Origin of the sequence: Ammoniphilus sp. YIM 78166, from assembly GCF_004522215.1 — a bacterium.
GTDB lineage: Bacteria > Bacillota > Bacilli > Aneurinibacillales > RAOX-1 > YIM-78166.
Genome location: NZ_SDLR01000002.1, coordinates 95,979 through 114,317 on the forward strand (window position 1 = coordinate 95,979; position 18,339 = coordinate 114,317).

Genomic DNA, 18,339 nt, shown 5'->3' on the forward strand with positions numbered 1-18,339 from the left:
AAATAGACTAGCTGTTCATGATCATGACATTCACTTATAATGGGATTTATATCGGATTGCAGGAAGAGGGGGAATTGTGAAAAGAGCAATTGTCGTTGCGAGTATTACCTTAGGAATGCTTTTAGCCGCTTTAGATCAAATGATTATGAGTACTGCAATGCCTGAGGTGCAAAAAATATTAGGGGATGCAGAGTTGTATAGCTGGGTATTTTCCGCCTATATGTTGTCTAGCACCATTACAGTACCCATATACGGTAAATTAGCCGATCGTTATGGCAGAAAAAAAGTGTATCTAGTCGCTTTAGGACTATTTCTCATAGGATCTGCTTTATGTGCGATGTCAGCCACGATGTGGCAGCTTGTCCTTTCTCGAGTGATTCAAGGACTGGGAGCAGGTGGAGTTTTACCGCTTACGGTAACCATAGCAGGGGATCTGTATGATATAAAAAATCGCGGAAAGATCCAAGGCTTGTTCAGCAGCATGTGGGCTATTGCAGGGATCAGCGGTCCCTTACTTGGGGGATGGATTATTGAGAACTTCCATTGGAGTTGGATATTCTGGATTAATATCCCCGTGGGCATCATTGCGATTCTAGGATTCTTATCGTTTGAAGAGCAAGTAGAAGGTGAAAAGACCTCCATTGACTATGTAGGTGCCGTCCTCTTAGTTTTGGCGATTGGCACGTTATTATTTGCGACTTTAGGAACGGTATGGAATGAGATCGTTGGTTTGGTTGTCATTAGCATGATTTTATTTGTCCTGTTTGTTAACCATCAACGAACCAGAGTCCACCCGTTAATCCGGATTGAAATGTTCCAAAATCCTATGATTCTATGGCTGAATATATCGGGAATGATTGTGACGATGGGGCTTTTCGTCGTTCCTTTTTTCATTCCACTGTTTGCCCAAGAGATTCTCGGATATAGTCCCCTTGCTAGCGGCTTAATTTTAATGGGGCAGGTGCTTGGCTGGAACGCTGGGTCTGTACCGGCAGGTAAGCTGATTTTAAAAGTAGGGTATAAAAAGGCTATTCTTTCGGGAATTGGTCTGCTGGTGCTGGGTGGAGCTCTGCTTGCCTTGTTTGTTCCCGTACTGAACTATACTTTGCTGTTAATCATTATGTTTATCTTAGGGCTAGGATTTGGGGTTTGTGTTACATCCTTTACGATTGGTGTGCAGGAAGCCGTAGATCCTAAGGAACGGGGCATCTCTACGTCAATCCAATTGTTTTCGAGAAATATCGGGACGACGATTGGGGTGACCATTGTGGGTGGGATCTTAAATCTAGCTCATGGGAGCTTTACTTTACTCGAAAGCTTTCAGGCCATTTTTATCGTAGCCCTTTTTATTACAAGCTTGAGCTTATGGACCGCTTCCAAGATTCCGATGGGAGACCATATGAAAAAAAGTGCATAACCAGAAGGGAGACCGCTGAGATGGAGCTGTCTCCCTTTTTTGATGATGAATCTTGTAGAATGGGATAGAATGAAGAGAGAAAGTTAATCAACTAATTAACTTTTTAGGACTTGCCTTCCCACTCGGAGTAGAACCTTTGGATGAATACATCCATAAATTCATGGCGCTCAGTGGCTAGTTTTTTGGCATAGGCAGTGTTCATCATTTCTTTAAGCTTAAATAATTTTTCATAGAAGTGATTAATCGCCGTGCTTTTTCCCTGCCGATATTCTTCAGCCGTCATGTTTTCGCGAGGGGGAAGATGGGGATCATGGATTAACTGATCCTTTGCGCCGCTATAGGCAAAAACGCGAGCAATGCCGACGGCTCCGATTGCGTCTAATCGATCGGCATCTTGAACCACCATGCCTTCTAATGTTCGCATAGGGGGCTTGCCTCCGCCTTTAAATGACATTGAAGAAATAATGTCCATCACGTGGAAAATCGTTTCTTCTTCGACATCGTGTTCCTTCAGCCATTGCTCTACCTTCATTAAGCCAGCTTGTTCATTCCCCGTAAGTTTTTCATCAGGAATGTCATGCAGGAGCGCTGCCAACTCACATACAAAAGAGTTGGCTCCTTCAACGGCCGCAATCGCCTTGGCCGTTTGGGTTACGCGGTAGATATGCCACCAATCATGTCCGCTGCTGTCTTTTTCTAGTTCAAAGCGCGCAAAGCGTTCAGCAGCGTCCAAAATATGCTGTTTTTTGTTCATGCCCTTGTTCTCCCCTTTATTTTATTGGCTCATTCTAACATTATCATCAACAATAATAGAATGATTGAAACTTGTACAGGCTGAGAACCGTAAAAGAAAACAACGAATAGTCGATATTATCTTAGGGTAGGTGAGGGAAGTGGATCAATATCAACATTATATTCTGGGCCAAATAAGAGAATGGGAAAAGGAGCAAACCAGTACGTGGTTTTTTCACCAATGGAGTCGGAGCTTCCAGAAGAAGATCGATTCCTTGATCCCTGAGGTTGTTCATGAGAAGCTCGCGAAAGCTGTAGAAGGCATGGTTAAATCAATTGCCAGCGGGGTATCTCTTATTCCGCAAAAACAGCAGTATTTGGATCCTGGTCTTACCTTTGTGGCTAGAGATCAAAAAGCGAAAGAAACCATCCAGTTGTATAAAAAAGTTGCCATGGCTGAGGGAGCAGGTACTGGAGCAGGTGGACTCGTTCTTTCTGCAGTGGATTTTCCAGCTTTCATTGCTATTAAATTTAAACTATTACAAGAACTATCGAACATTTATGGTTATAATGTTCAAGATTTTGAAGAGCGGATGTTCATTATTAAGGTATTTCAATTAGCCTACGCCGGAGATGTGAACAAGACAAAAATCTATCAAGAAATTAAAGACTGGCCGGAACGGAAGCAGGAGATCAGCCAGACCACTTACCAGAATGTAATGGCTTGGCGAGAGTTTTATTCAGAGTACAGAGAATCGATTGAGTTGAGGAAGCTCTTGCAAATTATTCCGGGCTTCGGAGCAATCGTCGGGGCGTTGGCCAATCGGTCTATCCTTGATGATTTAGCGGTGACTGCGGTTCATGTTTATCGGATGAGATACCTCCAGGATTGTAAGTTAATCTAGGTACCTGCTATTATAATATTCGTATATCACTTTCAGGAGGATCGTCAACATGCTCAAAACTTTTATTGCCCTAGGCGCCATTAATGCGTTCCTAACCGTCGCCTTAGGTGCTTTTGGTGCGCACGGACTTAAAGCAAGATTATCGGAAGATATGATGGCTGTTTACCAAACGGGTGTTCAATATCATATGTTTCATTCATTAGGTCTCATCGCGGTGGGAGTGATTGCCGGAATGTTGTCTCCAACCCCGCTGTTAAGTTGGTCTGGCTGGGCGATGATGGTTGGAATCTTGTTATTCTCCGGCAGTCTTTATGTATTAAGTATCTCAGGAATCAAAATTCTTGGAGCCATTACTCCTTTTGGGGGCGTTGCGTTTTTGATCGGGTGGGCTTTGTTAGCTATTGCTGCACTTAGAGGGTAGCAGGCGGGAGAATAAAGCTTCGTGTAAATGAAAAAGAGCCCTTAGAGGCTCTTTTTTTGTCTAGAAAAGTAAAAAATTAGGAGTTATTTAATCGACTAATTAAAAAACTGACTACCCCTGATACTCAATGACTTCATGACCAAGTCCCTGACCATCGGTTCCAAAAAGGTCATCACGCAAATAAGTTTCAGCATCTTCCTGGTTATCAAACATCATAAGATCTTTCTCTATCCATTCTGGGGAAGATAAATAGCCTTCCGTGTCGAGTAGATCCCCAGTAGGTGTGTATTGAATTACATACTTACTCATGCTTTACCTCCATCATTGTTTTCAGTTTTGACTAATAGTAATCATCCCCCATTTTCTTGTTTTTATTTCCAGTTTATAAAAGTATTAGAAGGAACAAATTAAAAGCTGAGAGGAGGTGCGATATGGAGCAAAATGAAAATATTGAGATCCCGCAGGTTGATATTCCTGACGAGGTTAATCATACCAATCAGCCTGAGGTAGAAATTACAACGCCGCATCCCGTCGTCCCACAGCCTGAAGCAGGGGTACTGCCTGCCGAGCCTTCTAGGAAAATTGGGTTTCAACCTCACCAGTAGGATATAAGGGCACTAACTGTCAAGTGCAGTGGTGCCCTTGTGTTTGATTAAAGAGGAGTGAGTTCGTACGTGGGATTGAATCAGCTAAAGGAAATATTAACTCGAGTAGATGGAAAGGGATATAAAGCCTATAAGGAAATTCAAGGCACATACATAGAAAATTTAATACAGTATCATCTCGATTACATCCAAGCAGATCCATTTGCCAATCCCTCCCGTATTCGAGTAGCCATATCGCAACGCTTAGCTGGCTTTGAACCGGAAACTTATTACTTACTTCATCGAAAGGTGGGTTTAGAGGACTTTTTGGCAAGATCCGTTGCCAACGTTCTTCATGGGAAACAGGGGAAAATCCGGATCGATGAGCCTGGACAAGAAATCTTGCCCCGTACAGCAGTGAAAGTAGATAAAGAATTCGTGGAAGTACGTCTTACCTTAAGCCTTCCGGCAGCAGGCCGAACTATATTAGGGAAGGAAGCGGCGCAAATCTTATGCCGTGAACTTCCATCATTAATCCAAATGGCTATTCTAAAGGTAGATCGTACACAGCTTAACAGGCAATTAGAGCTTTGTGATCAACAGCAAGCGATTCGTGATTACCTTGAAAGAGAAGGTTACGTGGCTTTTGTGCAAGACGGGGCAATTTTACCTCGTGAGAGCGGGAGGAGTAATCGGCCGCTTCGAGGGGATAACCTAGTGCCGTTTCTTTCACCCGATTCTCTTCGTGTATCAATCCCAGTTCCCCATCGTGAGTTGCCAATGACAGGAATGGCAGTTCGTCCTGGTGTTACGCTCATTGTAGGAGGGGGATATCATGGAAAATCCACATTACTAAAAGCAATTGAACGCGGGATATACAATCACACGCGGGGGGATGGAAGGGAATTTGTCATTACAAACGAAACAGCATGTAAAGTCAGGGCGGAAGATGGAAGAAGAGTAGAAAAGGTGAATATCACCCCATTCATTTCCCATTTGCCATTTGGCCAAGATACAGAGCAATTTTCAACGGAAGACGCCAGCGGGAGTACATCTCAAGCCGCCAACATTATGGAGGCTCTTGAAATGGGGTGTCAGGTGCTGTTAATAGACGAGGATACAAGTGCCACCAATTTCATGATTCGGGATGCGCGAATGCAAGCCCTTGTCTCGAAAGGTAAAGAACCGATTACTCCGTTTATTGATCAGGTCAGACACTTGTATGAGGAGCATAAGATATCGACAATCTTGGTAATTGGTGGTTCAGGAGATTATTTTGATGTAGCTGACTGTGTTGTAATGATGGAGGAATATCAAACGAAGGATGTCACGCAATCGGCGAAAGAGATTGCAAATCGAATCTCTAACGCCCGCAAGACAGAAGAAGGAATGAAATTCGGGAAGCTTGCTTTACGAACACTGTCAGCACAAAGCTTTGATCAGCTAAGAGGACCCAAAGTAAAGCTGGAGGCCAAAGGAATGGACTTTATCCAACTGGGTACGGCAAAGGCAAATCTTCGTTATCTGGAGCAACTGGTTGACCCTAGTCAATCACGAGCCATCGTCCAAATGATAAGGAGGGTGTCACAACTAGTAGAGATTCAGCAAGTTTCTTTAAGAGAAGCCATCGAGCAAGTTTTTATGGAAATACAAAAAGAGGGGATAGATATTATTTCTCCTTACAGAGGAAAACATCCAGGGGACCTAGCTCTTCCTCGTCCTTTTGAAGTGGCTGCAGCGTTGAATCGCCTTTCCTCCCTTTATGTTGCTTCCGTAACATGATATAGTAAAGACAATTTCGAGAAGGAGGTATTGAACAATGGATTTGAATATGTTGCAGCAAATGTTGAATACGGTGGGGGACATGCTCCCAAGATATATTGAAAACCTCGAGGCAGAATTCGAGAAAGAACATGGTGCGTTGACGGATGAACAGAAGGAAGTCTTTGCCTTCGTTCAAAAGAAGGCCAAAGAATTTATTTCACAAATCAATCCAATGGGATAGGGGAGAGAACTCATGTCACAGAATCGAGTTATTATGTATTCTCAACCGACTTGACCCCCTTGCTTTACGGCCAAGGCTTGGCTGACAGATCAACAAATTCCTTTAGAAGTGCGCGACATTCGGGAAAATCCGGATTACATAGATGAACTGATTGGGCTAGGTGCCAACATGACCCCTACATTTCGAATTGGTTCGGAAGTCATTATTGGGTTTGATCAAGGAAAAATAAAAGAAGCATGGGAAAAGCTGAATCAATCATAGATATGGGAAAGGAATAGCGTTGGTCCGCTTTATGGGATCACGCTTTTCTTTTAATTCCTACTCGTTTCTTATTTTCGAGATACTGTGGTGGAGAGACCCGGATCAGGGCACCAAAGCCCCCGATTGATGCCCTCTGAGGCCCGGATCAGGGTACCAAAACCGCCGATTGATGCCCTCGCAGCCTCCCGAAGCCCGGATCAGGGCACCAAAGCCCCTGATTGATGCCCTCTGAGCCTCCCGAAGCCCGGATCAGGGCACCAAAGCCCCTGATTGATGCCCTCTGAGCCTCCCGAAGCCCGGATCAGGGCACCAAAACCCCCGATTGAAGCCCTTGCAGCCTCCCGAGGCCCGGATCAGGGCACCAAAGCCCCTGATTGATGCCCTCTGAGCCTCCCGAAGCCCGGATCAGGGCACCAAAACCCCCGATTGAAGCCCTTGCAGCCTCCCGAGGCCCGGATCAGGGCACCAAAGCCCCTGATTGATGCCCTCTGAGCCTCCCGAAGCCCGGATCAGGGCACCAAAACCCCCGATTGAAGCCCTTGCAGCCTCCCGAGGCCCGGATCAGGGCACCAAAGCCCCTGATTGATGCCCTCTGAGCCTCCCGAAGCCCGGATCAGGGCACCAAAACCCCCGATTGAAGCCCTTGCAGCCTCCCGAGGCCCTGATCATGGCACCAAAGCCCCTATTTGATGCCCTGAAAGCCAGCCGAAGCCCAAATCAGGGCATCCAAACCCCTGTTTGATGCCCTGAAAGCCAGCCGAAGCCCAAATCAGGGCACCAAAACCCCTGTTTGATGCCCTGCAAGCCAGCCGATGCCCAAATCAGGGCACCAAAACCCCTGTTTGATGCCCTGCAAGCCAGTCGAAGCCCGAATCAGGGCACCAAAGCCCCTGTTTGATGCCCTGCAAGCCAGCCGAAGCCCAAATCAGGGCACCAAAGCCCCTGTTTGATGCCCTGCAAGCCAGCCGAAACCCGAATCAGGGCACCAAAGCCTCTGTTTGATGCCCTATAAGCCCGCCGAACCCCAAACTAGGGCACCAAAACCGCCGATTGATGCCCTCGCAGCCTCCCGAGGCCCGGATCAGGGCACCAAAGCCGCCGATTGATGCCCTTGAAGCCTCCCGAGGCCCGGATCAGGGCACCAAAGCCGCCGATTGATGCCCTTGAAGCCTCCCAAAGCCCGAATTGGGGCACCAAATGTGCCGTTTGAGAAAAAAGCTAGACCCTACCCGAGTTATCTTGCCCCTCTAAACTGATCCCGCCTGTAGGCCGACCCTTTTCTTTTTTAATTGTGAATTGACCAAAAAAGAAGGGGTATGGTCATTCTGTGGTTTAATAGGAGACGTGACGAATTTAAATCAAGGAGCTAACCATATGGGGTGGATGAACTATCCTCGTAAGTTGTGGGTATTGGCCTTAGGGATGATGGTTAATGTAGCGGGAATGTCCTTTCTTTGGCCGCTCAATACCCTTTATATTACTCAAGTTTTAGGGCGATCAATGTCTCAGGCAGGCTTTATTTTAATGCTTCATGCAGGAGCTGGAATTTTCGGCAGTCTATTAGGCGGATACTTACATGATCGAATTGGCGGGAAGATCACGATGATGATGAGTAGTGCTGCTTCTACTTGTATCGTGCTATCTTTGGCCTTCTATCAGGATTGGTATTTTTATATTACCATGATGATTCTCCTGGGCTTTACTCTTGGCATGATTTTTCCGGTAATGTATGCCTTGGCAGGGGGGCTATGGCCTGAAGGTGGCAGGAGAAGCTTCAACTTAATGTATATTACGCAGAACTTGGGAGTGGCGGTTGGTTCAGCATTAGGAGGGATCGTTGCTCAATCTTCGTTCCAGTATGTATTTTGGGTGAATGGTACAACCTATGTTTTTTTCCTAGTGCTCATTTGGTTGACATTACCGAATGTCAAAACGTCGAGAGACAAGAAGCAAGTGACAGGGTCAAATGAAGACAGCTTAACAGAGGGAGGTATACTGCAAGCCAGAGGTGCATTATTCTTTCTTTGCTTTGGCTTTATGGTTTGTTGGATTGGCTATGTACAGTGGTCCACGAGTATTCCAACTTATATGAATCAGCTTGGCTTATCACTTTCATCCTATAGTCTGTTATGGACCATTAATGGCTTACTTATTATTTTGATTCAGCCCATTAGCGGTTATGTTACAACGATCCTGCTCCCTTCCTTGCGACAACAGTTGGTTGTGGGTGTGTTGATTTTTGCTGTTTCGCTCTCTGTTCTTACTCAAGCGAACGTGTATGCCGGATTTCTAGTCGCTATGATTATCATGACACTTGGAGAAATTCTGATCTGGCCTGCTGTCCCATCCATCGCATCGGAGCTTGCTCCTGCAGGAAAGAGTGGGATCTTTCAGGGGATAGTGAATGGAGCTTCAACGGCGGGAAGAATGCTAGGACCTTTCATTGGAGGGACCTTGTACGATGTTTATGGACCTTCCATTTTGTTTTACTGCATGATAGGGTTGTTTGGTATTGCTCTACTTTGTTTTGCTTGCTATCATCGCTTCCTCAAACCAGTACCAACCCCCACAAACAGGCAAGTGGCGACCTAGCGGTCGCCTTTTTTACGTTAAACGTTCATTTGATATACCTTCAATCGGTTATAGATCACCTTAAGCAGAGGAACCGAGAGCTGATGCTTTTCCGCTAATTTAAGGAATTGACCCTGAAGATGATCCGCTTCAATCGGTAGCTTCTTTTCCATATCTCTTAACATCGAGGCTTTCATTTTATAGCCCATGGCCCGAGCGATGCCTATATTTTTTTCAGCAGGAAAAACACTGTACCCTTCGGCCTCAGCCACGAGCTGGAGCTCATGAAAAAGCTGAGAAGCGAGCTCTTCTCCGTAGGGGCTTTCAAGAATAGGTCCCATAGCAGAGTCCATTAAGGTCGTGATGCCGCTAAGTCCGGTAATAAAGATATACTTGTTCCACATCGTAGTTTGAATATCCTCGGAAAGGGTGGTTTTAAAGGGTGCTTGACTAAAAACCTCGTAAACGGAGCGGACACGTTCTGATAGCGTACCATCAAGCTCTCCTAAGACGATGTCATGTCTCTGACTGGTTTGTACGATCTGCCCATCAAGATTAACGGTAGACTCGATAAAGCAAGCCCCTCCTAGTACATGAGGGAATGCTTCCTTAAGTCTAGAGATGTGGTGCACCCCATTCAGTAAAGGCAATATCATGGTTTTTTCGCTTACATACGGTCGGAGATCTTCTATCGCTTGATCTAAATGGTATGCCTTCGTCGAGAGGATAACCAAATCAAACGGTGCAGCAGCTTCTCCTTTAACGAGAGTTTGAATGGGTAGCTCAAGATCTCCATGGACACTTTGAATCGATAGGGTAGGGGTGTGTTTTCTAACAAGAAAGGTCACATCACAACCTGCGTCCTGCAACCTTCCGCCAAAATATCCTCCCACGGCTCCTCTTCCTACAACAAGAATCTTCATATATACCTCCTGATTTATCTTCTGTCTCCTTCTAAAGCGAATAGTCCAGGTGCTCCGCCTGTATGCCAGAATAACACATTGCTGCCTGGCGTAATTTGACCGTTTTCAACCATGTCAATTAGCCCGGAAAACGCTTTTGCCGTATAGACGTGATCGAGTAGAATACTTTCCTCTGAAGCCATCAACTTGAGGGCGTTCATCCCGGCCTCGGTAGGTTTTCCGTACCCTTTCCCTATATAGGCGTCTGAAACATCGAGTTGTTCAGGGAGCGGGGCTTGAACCGTTGAAAGGGATGGTCCCAATAACGGCAGGGCTTGTTCCATGCATTCAATAATGCGTTGCTTAATGTCAGCTGTAGAGAGCCAAGGACTGATGCCTACCAGGTGAGAAGAGGCTTGAACTGCTTGATGACCAAGATGGATCCCCGCAAATGTACCACCTGAACCAGCGGTGACGAATTCCCAATCAAATTGAAGTTCTCTTTCTATTCGTTGCTGTTCCATCTCTAGATAGGCATCTAAATATCCTAGACTGCCAATCCCGTTCGAGCCGCCAACCGGAATGATATAAGGCTTGCGACCTTCTTGCTGAAGCTCTTCCGCTAGCTTTTCTAGAGCCTCGTCCATTTCTCTGGGGTGACGAGGAAAAAAGAATTTAATCCTAGCCCCAATTAATTCATTAATTAATAGATTGGCAGTTGGTTTTTCAGGAGGCTTCCCAGCTAGCAAAAGAACAGGGTCAAACCCGAGTTTCTTAGCGATGGCCGCGGTTGTCTTGGCGTGATTGGACTGCGGCCCACCTGTGGTGAGAATCGTGTCCGCTCCTTTCGCTTGTGCATCAGCAAAAATGTATTCCAGTTTGCGAATTTTATTTCCCCCAGTGACCATGTCCCCAGTTAGATCATCCCGCTTGATCCAAAGGTTAATGTTGAGCTGTTCACTCAAACGGGGGAGAGGCTGTAAAGGTGTAGGCTTTTGGGCTAATGGAATCCGTTTCATGGAACCACATCCTTTTTTTTCTTTATTTCATCATATCACAGCGCGCAAAAAAACGCCTTGCGATAGGCAAGGCGAATCAATAATTTAGAAGATTTTCTTTTGCTGCTGATCGGCTTTAATGATCTCAACGGCTTCACGGAATCGTTGAGAATGAACAATCTCGCGCTCACGTAAGAAAGTCAGTCCATCGATCAGATCCACATCATCGGTCATGTCAATCAGCCATTGGTAGGTGGCCCGGGCTTTTTCTTCTGCGGCAATATCTTCGTACAAATCGGCTATCGGATCACCTTTAGCTTGTATGTAAGTGGCCGTCCAGGGGACCCCTGCTGCATTATGATAGAAAAGGGCTTTATCGTGGTTGGCGTAATGGTCCCCTAGTCCTGCCGCCTTCAGCTGATCCGGCGTGGCATCCTTGGTTAGCTTGTAGACCATAGTTGCAATCATCTCGAGATGGGCGAGCTCTTCCGTTCCGATATCATTAAGTAGTCCAATCACCTTATCTGGTACCGTATATCTTTGATTTAAGTAGCGTAAGGCGGCGGCGAGCTCTCCGTCCGCACCGCCATATTGTTCAATTAAAAATTTGGCCATCCGAGGATCACATTTACTGACTCGTACAGGATACTGCAGCTTTTTTTCGTAGATCCACATGAAAAAGCACCCTCCTTTTTCCGATTATACTTGCCAAGGCCAAGGGGCTGAGTCCCATGTCCAAGGATAGGTTGAATAGCTGTTGCCAAAATGATAGAGCGGTCCAAACATCGATTGAAACTTATTTTTTAATGCCATGCTTTTTTGAGCGAATTCATTGTATTGATTGATGGCTTTATGATCTTGGGGATGCGTATCCAAATAGAGATTAAGCTCTACCAGGACAAAATCAACCGCCTGGATTTCATAAAGAAGCTCATAGTACTGCTTTTTCTGGTCTTCCGTCAGCTTTTTGTTTTCGCTCATGATGGATCCTCCTCCCGTTTGCCTACTTTTCCTTCCTTGTAAGGATTGGTGTATGGGGCATAGAGGGCCGGCCATAGCGTACCGAGCTTAAGTGCTTCGTAAGGCTGGAATTGAGGAAGATTATACGGTTGAAAACCCAAATAAAGTTGGGGTGGTGTTTCATAGGTTTTTACTTTTTGTGGTGGGCAAGGGTCAAAGGGACTGCTATAAGGGAACCACTTCTTTCTTGTTGTATACATCGGCAATCCTCCTTGTGCTTCATTAGTATCCATCCTATTATTCAGGACAACTTGTTTAGAACTATCAAGAGATAGTTAAATTATTTTGAATGTTGTTGTATGATAGGAAGATAGATATTAGGAGAGGTGATGTAAACAATGGATATATTACGAATAAATATGGAGGAGCTTTCTTTTCGATATGAATCACTTGAGGAAAAGGATTTGCTGCTTGGCGGCAGAGCATTGACCTCAAAAATTGTCCATGATGAGGTTCCAGGTACTTGTCATCCCCTAGGCCCCAATAACAAGCTAGTTATTTCAAATGGAGTGCTTACTGGTTCCTTGGCTTCAAGTGCGGAAAGAAGCTCCATGGGAGCAAAGAGCCCACTTACTGGGGGGATTAAAGAAAGTAATGCGGGGGGAACCGCTGGTTTGCAAATGGGTAGACTAGGGCTTCGCGCGATTATTTTTGAAGGAATTCGAGATGACTTCCAAGTGATTTATATTAATAAGGATGGCGTTCGTTTTGACTCTGCCGAAGAATTGCTGGGAAAACCAATGAGCGAGGCTGCAGAGAAGATCTATGAAAAGTATGGCAATAAGGTTGGCTACTATCTGATTGGTGTTTCCGGCGAGATGAAGATGCTTACGGCGGCCATTGCCAATGGGGATAAGGACAAGAATCCTACGCGCTTTTACGGACGAGGGGGCCTAGGTGCTGTAGCTGGATCTAAAGGGATTAAAGCGGTAGTTTTTGATGATAGCGGTGTCGCAAGAAACAAGCCTAAGGATCCAGAAAAGTTCAAACAAGCCCTTCGGACGTATACGGAGTGGTTGCGGGAAGCACCCGCAACAAGTAAGGTATTTCCTGAGCTGGGGACAGCCGCTTTGGTGAAATCGACGAATGCTCTGGGCGCCTTACCCACGAGGAACTTCTCAACGGGAAGCTTCGAAGGCCACGAAAACATCAGCGGAGAGAAGCTGCGAGAAATTATCCTGGAACGTGGGGGAGAAGGTACACCTACTCATGCCTGTATGCCAGGTTGCGCGATCCGCTGCTCGAACATCTATGTTGACCCGCAAGGGAAAATGGTCACATCGCCTATTGAGTACGAGAATATTGGGTTGCTGGGCTCTAATTTGGGGATTGACGATATGGATGCAATCGTTGAACTCAATCGCCTGTGCAATGAGTATGCGGTGGATACCATTGAAACGGGGGCTGCCATTGGCGTGTTGATGGAGGCAGGGGTTCTTGCCTTTGGGGATAAGCAAGGTGCTAAGAACGTCTTGGAGGAAGTCGGTAAAGGAACTCCACTAGGACGCATCATTGGAGGAGGAGCTGAGCAGGTTGGGAAGCTATATGGCATCCGCAAGGTCCCAACCGTAAAAGGTCAAGCCATGCCTGCTTATGACCCAAGAGCGATTAAGGGCCTAGGAGTCACTTATGCGACTTCCCCGCAAGGAGCGGATCACACCGCTGGCCAAACCATCCGCGCGCAAGTGAATCACCATAAGGCTGAGGGACAAGTCCAAGCTTCAAAAGGGGCTCAGGTCGTCAACACCATCTACGATGTGCTTGGATTATGTTATTTTGGTGCATCTGCCGTAGCTGGAAGATTTGAAACCCTTGCTGATTTGGTTACAGGTTATACCGGTGTTCCAACGACGGCGGAGGACATTGTGGGCTTAGCCAAACAAACGCTTCAAAAGGAGCACGGATTTAATCGTTCTGCAGGCTTCACCAAAGCCCAAGACCGATTGCCTGAGCATTTTTATCTTGATCAAAATCCTGCGAGTGGGACCACCTTTGATGTTCCGGAAGAAGAATTGGTTCAGATTGGCGTGGAAGGCGATTGATCACCGTTCAGGTTACCTCGTTCATTTTTGACAGGACCAATTTGACAGGAGCATATGAGCTAACTGAACCGAAGACGATTCAAGATTTTGTAGAATCCTTAGGGTTGACATGGAACTCTGACTCCTTGGTTGTGGTAAATGGGATCATTGTCGAGGAATACTATGAACTGAAGGATGGGGATAACGTTCAGTTGCTTATCCCCATCCTTGGTGGGTAAATGTTAAATAGGGATGAGGGGGTAATAAGATGAGTTCAGTACAAGATCAAAAAGGTTATTTTGGGCAGTTTGGAGGAAGCTTTGTTCCGCCAGCGCTACAGGAGGTATTAGAGTACCTGGCTGAGCAATTCTATAAGTTTAAGGATGACCCAGAGTTTATTGAAGAGTTTCGCTATTATTTGCGCGAGTATGTTGGAAGAGAAAACCCTCTCACCTATGCCAAACATTTGACCGATAAGCTAGGCGGCGCCAAAATCTATTTAAAGCGGGAAGACCTAAATCACACCGGATCCCATAAGATTAACAACGTACTAGGGCAAATTCTACTTGCCAAGCGCATGGGAGCCAAGCGAGTGATCGCTGAAACAGGGGCGGGACAGCATGGGGTAGCCACTGCTACCGTGTGTGCGATGTTTGGGATGGATTCCGTGGTCTACATGGGAGCAGAAGATACACGCAGACAAGCCCTTAATGTTTTCCGCATGGAACTTCTTGGGGCCAAAGTGGTCGCCGTGGAGAAGGGACAGGGCCGATTGAAGGATGCCGTAGATGAGGCGTTAAATGATTTAGTTCAAAACTATAAGAATACGTTTTATCTTTTAGGCTCGGCAGTGGGGCCTCATCCGTTCCCGACCATGGTCAAGCACTTTCAGTCTGTCATCAGTGAAGAGTCTAAGAGACAGATACTGGAAAAAGAAGGCTGCCTGCCAAATGCTGTGATTGCATCGGTAGGTGGGGGAAGTAACGCTATAGGCGCTTTTGCGCATTATATCGATGAGCCTAGCGTACGGATTATCGGGGTTGAGCCGGATCAAGCTGCTACCTTAACCGAGGGTGTTCCAGCGGTCATTCACGGGTTCAAGTGCCTCGTGCTACTAGATGAAGAAGGGAATCCTAAGCCAACGTATTCCATCGCGGCAGGTCTAGACTATCCTGGGATTGGACCAGAGCACAGTTATCTAAAGGAATCTGGGCGTGCTGAGTACTATACGGTGAGCAATGAGGAAGTGTTAGAGGCCTTTCAGGTCTTATCCAAAACTGAAGGGATTATCCCGGCTTTAGAAAGTGCCCATGCCGTGGCCTATGCTATAAAGTTAGCCCCAACCTTGCCAAAAGAGCAGATACTTATTATCAATATCTCCGGGCGTGGAGATAAAGACGTAGAACAAGTATTTAATATGCTAAAAAAATAAAAAGGAGTTCTGATATGGCACATTTTGCAGCAATCCTAAACATGCTAGATGAAGAAAAGAACCAACAATATCGTCCGCAGCACCTAGAGTATCTTGAGGAGTTGGGAAAGCAAGGGAAAGTATTTGCAAAAGGACCTTTTGCCGATGGGTCTGGCGGTATGGTCATCTATGTCGCTGAATCATTCGAGGAAGCAAAAGAAGTAGCAGAAAACGATCCGTACGTTCTTCTGGGTGCTCGACGATTGGATCTTCGGGAATGGAAGATGAGTCAATAAGCTGTCTAGGTAAAAAAGGCTGTCCCTCTGCAGTAGGCGGGACAGCCTTTTCCTTTTTTAGGGTGGCTAGCGAGCTAAGGTACGGGTCCTTTGGTCAACATCTCGTTCATCTAGTCCTAGGTAGTTGTCACGATCATGAACAATCAGGGGATTTCCATAACCGTGATGACCTCGGTTATTGGTAATGGTTCCAGCGCGATTGGTATAGATCGTTCGGTTACCCCCGCCTTCATATACATCGTCTACATCGTTGTAGTTCACATCATAGACATGGCGATCATAACCGGGACTGTCTAGATTGTTGACTCCAGCGGTTCCGCATGCCGTCATTGCAGCACTTAACACAAAAACAGAGAAGATTGAAGCTATTTTCTTCATATAGCACCTCTTTTCTCAGTTTAGTTGCCACCCAGTCTTAGCTTTTCTTTGGAAAGAAGCTTTTATTTTGGTAAAAAAAGAGAAACTATCGATTCAGTTATGACGTCTAATAGAGTAGAAACGAATTGAAAGAGGGGAAAAGATGGGGAAATCTCTACGTGGGTTGTTTGTGATCATACTTCTGCTGGTTAGCTTTCAGATGAATGCTTTTGCTGAGACCGAAGTAAAGCTGCGGCTAGGGAATGATTTGCTTCTTGAAAAACACGCCCACTTAATCGATGGAAAGAATTTAGGTCTTATTACTAATCAAACGGGAGTCAACAGCGAAGGGAAAAGGACGATTGATTTATTATATGAGTACCCAAACGCTAAGCTAACCGCCTTATATTCCCCCGAACATGGGATTGACGGAATTGCCAAAGCGGGTGAGTATGTGGAATCTTATATGGAGCCGCGTTTACAGATTCCCGTATTCAGCCTCTACGGTAAAACGCGCATGCCAACTCCTGAGATGCTTGAAGGTATAGACGTTCTTCTTTTTGACATCCAGGACATCGGCGCTAGAAGCTACACGTATATTTCTACGCTGAACTACTGTATGATTGCGGCTCAGAAGCAAGGTATTCCGATTGTTGTCTTGGATCGCCCGAACCCGCTTGGGGGAGAGATCGTGGATGGACCTATGCTAGAGGAACCTTATAAATCCTTTGTTGGGGTAGATCTGCTTCCAATGGCCCATGGCATGACGATTGGTGAAGTGGCTCAGTTCTTTAACCGAAATATTGGAGCGCAATTGACCGTTGTCCCTATGGAAGGCTACACGCGCAACCTGTTGTTTAAAGATACGGGACTTCCTTGGGTACCGACTTCTCCTAACATTCCAGACCTATCTTCGGTCATGGGATATATGGCGACAGGACTAGGCGAAGGAACCGGAATTGTACAGCGAGACAAATTTAAATGGATTGGCGGGAAAGGGATCGATTCCCAAAAGTATGCACAGTTGCTCAGCCAAGCGGCACTTCCTGGTGTTCGTTTTATCCCGGAAATGCAAGGGGAGTTAGGTGGAGTTCGCTTGGATATTACGGACCCCTATACCTTTAATCCTGCAAAAACAGGGATTTATGCCTTAGCCTATGCCCAGCAGTTGAACCGCTTTGAGGTTCCAGTTAGCGGAAAAACGGTGGTCATGTTTGACAAGATTATGGGAACGAACAAGATCGGCCAGTACTTAAAGCAAGGATTGTCTCCAGAGCAAATCGAACTAAACTATGCAGAAGACTTGAAGAGATTTAAAGAGGAAAGAGAAAAATACTTAATCTATGAAGCTAGTCCTGAACTTGAGCCAGTAAAAAAAGTGGTATTAGAGGGTGGAATTGTCCATAACAATAAGAGCTTTATTCCTCTTCGGATGGTACTAACCGAATTAGGATATACCGTAAGTTATGAGCCTGCAGATCGCAAGATATATGCTGAAAAGCCGGGTAAGAGGATTGTCTTGGACACAACGGTATCTCCTATGCCGGTGTGGGTCAATGATGTCTTGATGCCGCCAACCATTGACCCTTTCACTCGGAACGGGGTATCCTATCTACCAGCTAACTTTATTACTTGGATTGAAAAAAGTACGCAACAAACCATAGCCCATACCGTGGTGATCACAAAGGAAGGGCTAGAGATTCAAGTTAAACTTCCTGTTCCGAAGCCTTCACCGCAGCCCAAGCCGGTCCCGAAGCAGGCGTTGCCTGTAGCTGGAAAGGTAGCTTATTTAACCTTGGATGATGGCCCATCCACGTTAACCAGTCAGGTGTTAGATATCTTAAAGGAGCATCAAGTAAAAGCAACCTTCTTTGTGATCGGTAAAAATATCAAAGGGAATGAACAGGTACTAAAGCGTGCGGTGGCAGAAGGGCATGTCATTGCTGGGCATACGTTCTCTCATGACTATAATAAGATCTACCGAAACGTTGAAGCCTTCTTCAAAGACTTAGAAGCAGGAAATAAGGAAATCCAACGAGCAACGGGTGTGAAGCCGACTGTGTTCCGTTTTCCAGGGGGAAGCAATAATGGCGTGAGCAAGCCTGCCCAAGACCCTAAGCTATACGGAAAAGATCAGTGGATTATGCATGATCTTGTAAAAGAGTCCGTTAAGCGTGGGTATACCTACTATGATTGGAATGTAAGTGTCGGGGATGCATCTCCAACTGGCTATACGGCAGAGAGTGCCCTTCAGCGGGTAGTGGATGGGGCGAAAGGAAAAAAGGAAATCGTCGTACTCGCCCATGATACGGCTGCGAAGGCTAATACGGTTAAAGCCTTACCAGGGATTATTCAACATCTGAAGCAAGAGGGGTTTACGTTTAAGACGATGGATTCTACTGTTTCTGGTTTTGCGTTTTTAAAGTAAAAGTAGGGGG

Annotated in this window: 21 protein-coding genes; 13 read left to right on the forward strand and 8 right to left on the reverse strand. The window is 45.9% G+C overall.

Translation table 11 applies throughout. The features are described from left to right. Window positions 1-76 precede the first annotated feature (76 nt). Entirely contained in the window at window positions 77-1,417 is a 1,341-nt protein-coding gene (locus EIZ58_RS06475) for an MDR family MFS transporter (RefSeq protein ID WP_134699780.1), read from the forward strand. 103 nt (window positions 1,418-1,520) lie between these two features. Here EIZ58_RS06475 and EIZ58_RS06480 read toward each other — a convergent pair whose 3' ends face one another. Then, window positions 1,521-2,171: an HD domain-containing protein gene (locus EIZ58_RS06480; RefSeq protein WP_134699781.1), complete on the reverse strand. Its 651-nt coding sequence runs from the start codon at window positions 2,169-2,171 to the stop codon at window positions 1,521-1,523. A 139-nt stretch (window positions 2,172-2,310) separates the two neighbouring features. On the opposite strand from EIZ58_RS06480, the gene EIZ58_RS06485 reads away from it, so the two are divergent. Both EIZ58_RS06485 and EIZ58_RS06490 read left to right on the forward strand, forming a co-directional pair. Beyond that, window positions 2,311-3,054, forward strand: coding sequence for an EcsC family protein (locus EIZ58_RS06485; RefSeq protein WP_167577543.1), 744 nt, complete (start codon window positions 2,311-2,313; stop codon window positions 3,052-3,054). Window positions 3,055-3,103: 49 nt separating this feature from the next. Next, a complete protein-coding gene (locus tag EIZ58_RS06490; RefSeq protein ID WP_134699784.1) occupies window positions 3,104-3,475 on the forward strand; it encodes a DUF423 domain-containing protein in 372 nt (123 codons plus the stop codon). Window positions 3,476-3,586: 111 nt separating this feature from the next. Here EIZ58_RS06490 and EIZ58_RS06495 read toward each other — a convergent pair whose 3' ends face one another. Then, complete coding sequence (locus EIZ58_RS06495; protein ID WP_134699785.1) at window positions 3,587-3,784, reverse strand: hypothetical protein; 198 nt, start codon at window positions 3,782-3,784, stop codon at window positions 3,587-3,589. A 122-nt stretch (window positions 3,785-3,906) separates the two neighbouring features. Between EIZ58_RS06495 and EIZ58_RS33180 the strand changes: the two genes are divergently transcribed. From EIZ58_RS33180 to EIZ58_RS06515, 5 genes are all read left to right on the forward strand, one after another. Beyond that, a complete protein-coding gene (locus tag EIZ58_RS33180; protein ID WP_167577544.1) occupies window positions 3,907-4,080 on the forward strand; it encodes a hypothetical protein in 174 nt (57 codons plus the stop codon). Between the two features lie 57 nt (window positions 4,081-4,137). After that, on the forward strand, window positions 4,138-5,841 hold the full coding sequence (locus EIZ58_RS06500) for an ABC-ATPase domain-containing protein (RefSeq protein WP_240688979.1): 1,704 nt from the start codon (window positions 4,138-4,140) through the stop codon (window positions 5,839-5,841). Window positions 5,842-5,878: 37 nt separating this feature from the next. Continuing rightward, window positions 5,879-6,064, forward strand: coding sequence for a hypothetical protein (locus tag EIZ58_RS06505; protein WP_134699786.1), 186 nt, complete (start codon window positions 5,879-5,881; stop codon window positions 6,062-6,064). Between the two features lie 108 nt (window positions 6,065-6,172). Next, complete coding sequence (locus EIZ58_RS34345) at window positions 6,173-6,325, forward strand: glutaredoxin family protein (protein WP_240688980.1); 153 nt, start codon at window positions 6,173-6,175, stop codon at window positions 6,323-6,325. A 1,374-nt stretch (window positions 6,326-7,699) separates the two neighbouring features. Beyond that, complete coding sequence (locus tag EIZ58_RS06515; RefSeq protein WP_134699788.1) at window positions 7,700-8,917, forward strand: MDR family MFS transporter; 1,218 nt, start codon at window positions 7,700-7,702, stop codon at window positions 8,915-8,917. Between the two features lie 17 nt (window positions 8,918-8,934). On the opposite strand, the gene EIZ58_RS06520 is transcribed toward EIZ58_RS06515, so the two are convergent. The 5 genes from EIZ58_RS06520 to EIZ58_RS06540 all read right to left on the reverse strand — a co-directional run bounded on the left by EIZ58_RS06520 (window position 8,935) and on the right by EIZ58_RS06540 (window position 12,016). Further along, complete coding sequence (locus EIZ58_RS06520; RefSeq protein WP_134699789.1) at window positions 8,935-9,819, reverse strand: ketopantoate reductase family protein; 885 nt, start codon at window positions 9,817-9,819, stop codon at window positions 8,935-8,937. A 14-nt stretch (window positions 9,820-9,833) separates the two neighbouring features. Next, complete coding sequence (locus EIZ58_RS06525; protein WP_134699791.1) at window positions 9,834-10,817, reverse strand: 1-aminocyclopropane-1-carboxylate deaminase/D-cysteine desulfhydrase; 984 nt, start codon at window positions 10,815-10,817, stop codon at window positions 9,834-9,836. Window positions 10,818-10,901: 84 nt separating this feature from the next. Beyond that, window positions 10,902-11,471 (reverse strand): manganese catalase family protein, encoded by a 570-nt coding sequence (locus tag EIZ58_RS06530; RefSeq protein ID WP_134699793.1) that lies wholly within the window; start codon window positions 11,469-11,471, stop codon window positions 10,902-10,904. A 24-nt stretch (window positions 11,472-11,495) separates the two neighbouring features. After that, window positions 11,496-11,777, reverse strand: coding sequence for a spore coat protein CotJB (locus EIZ58_RS06535; protein ID WP_134699795.1), 282 nt, complete (start codon window positions 11,775-11,777; stop codon window positions 11,496-11,498). Beyond that, window positions 11,774-12,016, reverse strand: coding sequence for a spore coat associated protein CotJA (locus EIZ58_RS06540; protein WP_134699797.1), 243 nt, complete (start codon window positions 12,014-12,016; stop codon window positions 11,774-11,776). The genes EIZ58_RS06535 and EIZ58_RS06540 overlap by 4 nt, the downstream gene beginning before the upstream one ends. A gap of 138 nt (window positions 12,017-12,154) precedes the next feature. On the opposite strand from EIZ58_RS06540, the gene EIZ58_RS06545 reads away from it, so the two are divergent. From EIZ58_RS06545 to EIZ58_RS06560, 4 genes are read left to right on the forward strand one after another with little or no spacing between them, the layout of a single operon-like run. Further along, window positions 12,155-13,858 carry an aldehyde ferredoxin oxidoreductase C-terminal domain-containing protein gene (locus EIZ58_RS06545; RefSeq protein ID WP_134699799.1) on the forward strand — a complete coding sequence of 568 codons (1,704 nt, stop codon included), beginning with the start codon at window positions 12,155-12,157 and terminating at the stop codon, window positions 13,856-13,858. Between the two features lie 41 nt (window positions 13,859-13,899). After that, window positions 13,900-14,076, forward strand: a complete 177-nt coding sequence (locus EIZ58_RS06550; RefSeq protein WP_167577545.1) for a MoaD/ThiS family protein — start codon at window positions 13,900-13,902, stop codon at window positions 14,074-14,076. A gap of 29 nt (window positions 14,077-14,105) precedes the next feature. After that, window positions 14,106-15,269, forward strand: a complete 1,164-nt coding sequence (trpB, locus tag EIZ58_RS06555; protein WP_134699803.1) for a tryptophan synthase subunit beta — start codon at window positions 14,106-14,108, stop codon at window positions 15,267-15,269. 14 nt (window positions 15,270-15,283) lie between these two features. Then, window positions 15,284-15,544 carry a YciI family protein gene (locus EIZ58_RS06560; protein WP_134699805.1) on the forward strand — a complete coding sequence of 87 codons (261 nt, stop codon included), beginning with the start codon at window positions 15,284-15,286 and terminating at the stop codon, window positions 15,542-15,544. 66 nt (window positions 15,545-15,610) lie between these two features. On the opposite strand, the gene EIZ58_RS06565 is transcribed toward EIZ58_RS06560, so the two are convergent. Continuing rightward, the gene (locus EIZ58_RS06565) at window positions 15,611-15,922 is read right to left on the reverse strand and encodes a hypothetical protein (protein ID WP_134699807.1); all 312 of its coding nucleotides are present in this window, start codon (window positions 15,920-15,922) and stop codon (window positions 15,611-15,613) included. Window positions 15,923-16,064: 142 nt separating this feature from the next. Between EIZ58_RS06565 and EIZ58_RS06570 the strand changes: the two genes are divergently transcribed. Next, window positions 16,065-18,329: an exo-beta-N-acetylmuramidase NamZ domain-containing protein gene (locus EIZ58_RS06570; RefSeq protein ID WP_134699809.1), complete on the forward strand. Its 2,265-nt coding sequence runs from the start codon at window positions 16,065-16,067 to the stop codon at window positions 18,327-18,329. Window positions 18,330-18,339: the final 10 nt, after the last annotated feature.

Bases quoted from the DNA above. Each gene is read 5' to 3' on its own strand.
- EIZ58_RS06525 (WP_134699791.1), bottom strand. From the start codon at position 10,817: ATGAAACGGATTCCATTAGCCCAAAAGCCTACACCTTTACAGCCTCTC.
- EIZ58_RS06490 (WP_134699784.1), top strand. From the start codon at position 3,104: ATGCTCAAAACTTTTATTGCCCTAGGCGCCATTAATGCGTTCCTAACC.
- EIZ58_RS06535 (WP_134699795.1), bottom strand. From the start codon at position 11,777: ATGAGCGAAAACAAAAAGCTGACGGAAGACCAGAAAAAGCAGTACTAT.
- EIZ58_RS06560 (WP_134699805.1), top strand. From the start codon at position 15,284: ATGGCACATTTTGCAGCAATCCTAAACATGCTAGATGAAGAAAAGAAC.
- EIZ58_RS06540 (WP_134699797.1), bottom strand. From the start codon at position 12,016: ATGTATACAACAAGAAAGAAGTGGTTCCCTTATAGCAGTCCCTTTGAC.
- EIZ58_RS06570 (WP_134699809.1), top strand. From the start codon at position 16,065: ATGGGGAAATCTCTACGTGGGTTGTTTGTGATCATACTTCTGCTGGTT.
- EIZ58_RS06565 (WP_134699807.1), bottom strand. From the start codon at position 15,922: ATGAAGAAAATAGCTTCAATCTTCTCTGTTTTTGTGTTAAGTGCTGCA.
- EIZ58_RS06515 (WP_134699788.1), top strand. From the start codon at position 7,700: ATGGGGTGGATGAACTATCCTCGTAAGTTGTGGGTATTGGCCTTAGGG.
- EIZ58_RS06545 (WP_134699799.1), top strand. From the start codon at position 12,155: ATGGATATATTACGAATAAATATGGAGGAGCTTTCTTTTCGATATGAA.
- EIZ58_RS06520 (WP_134699789.1), bottom strand. From the start codon at position 9,819: ATGAAGATTCTTGTTGTAGGAAGAGGAGCCGTGGGAGGATATTTTGGC.
- EIZ58_RS06505 (WP_134699786.1), top strand. From the start codon at position 5,879: ATGGATTTGAATATGTTGCAGCAAATGTTGAATACGGTGGGGGACATG.
- EIZ58_RS06530 (WP_134699793.1), bottom strand. From the start codon at position 11,471: ATGTGGATCTACGAAAAAAAGCTGCAGTATCCTGTACGAGTCAGTAAA.
- EIZ58_RS06495 (WP_134699785.1), bottom strand. From the start codon at position 3,784: ATGAGTAAGTATGTAATTCAATACACACCTACTGGGGATCTACTCGAC.
- trpB (WP_134699803.1), top strand. From the start codon at position 14,106: ATGAGTTCAGTACAAGATCAAAAAGGTTATTTTGGGCAGTTTGGAGGA.
- EIZ58_RS06480 (WP_134699781.1), bottom strand. From the start codon at position 2,171: ATGAACAAAAAACAGCATATTTTGGACGCTGCTGAACGCTTTGCGCGC.
- EIZ58_RS33180 (WP_167577544.1), top strand. From the start codon at position 3,907: ATGGAGCAAAATGAAAATATTGAGATCCCGCAGGTTGATATTCCTGAC.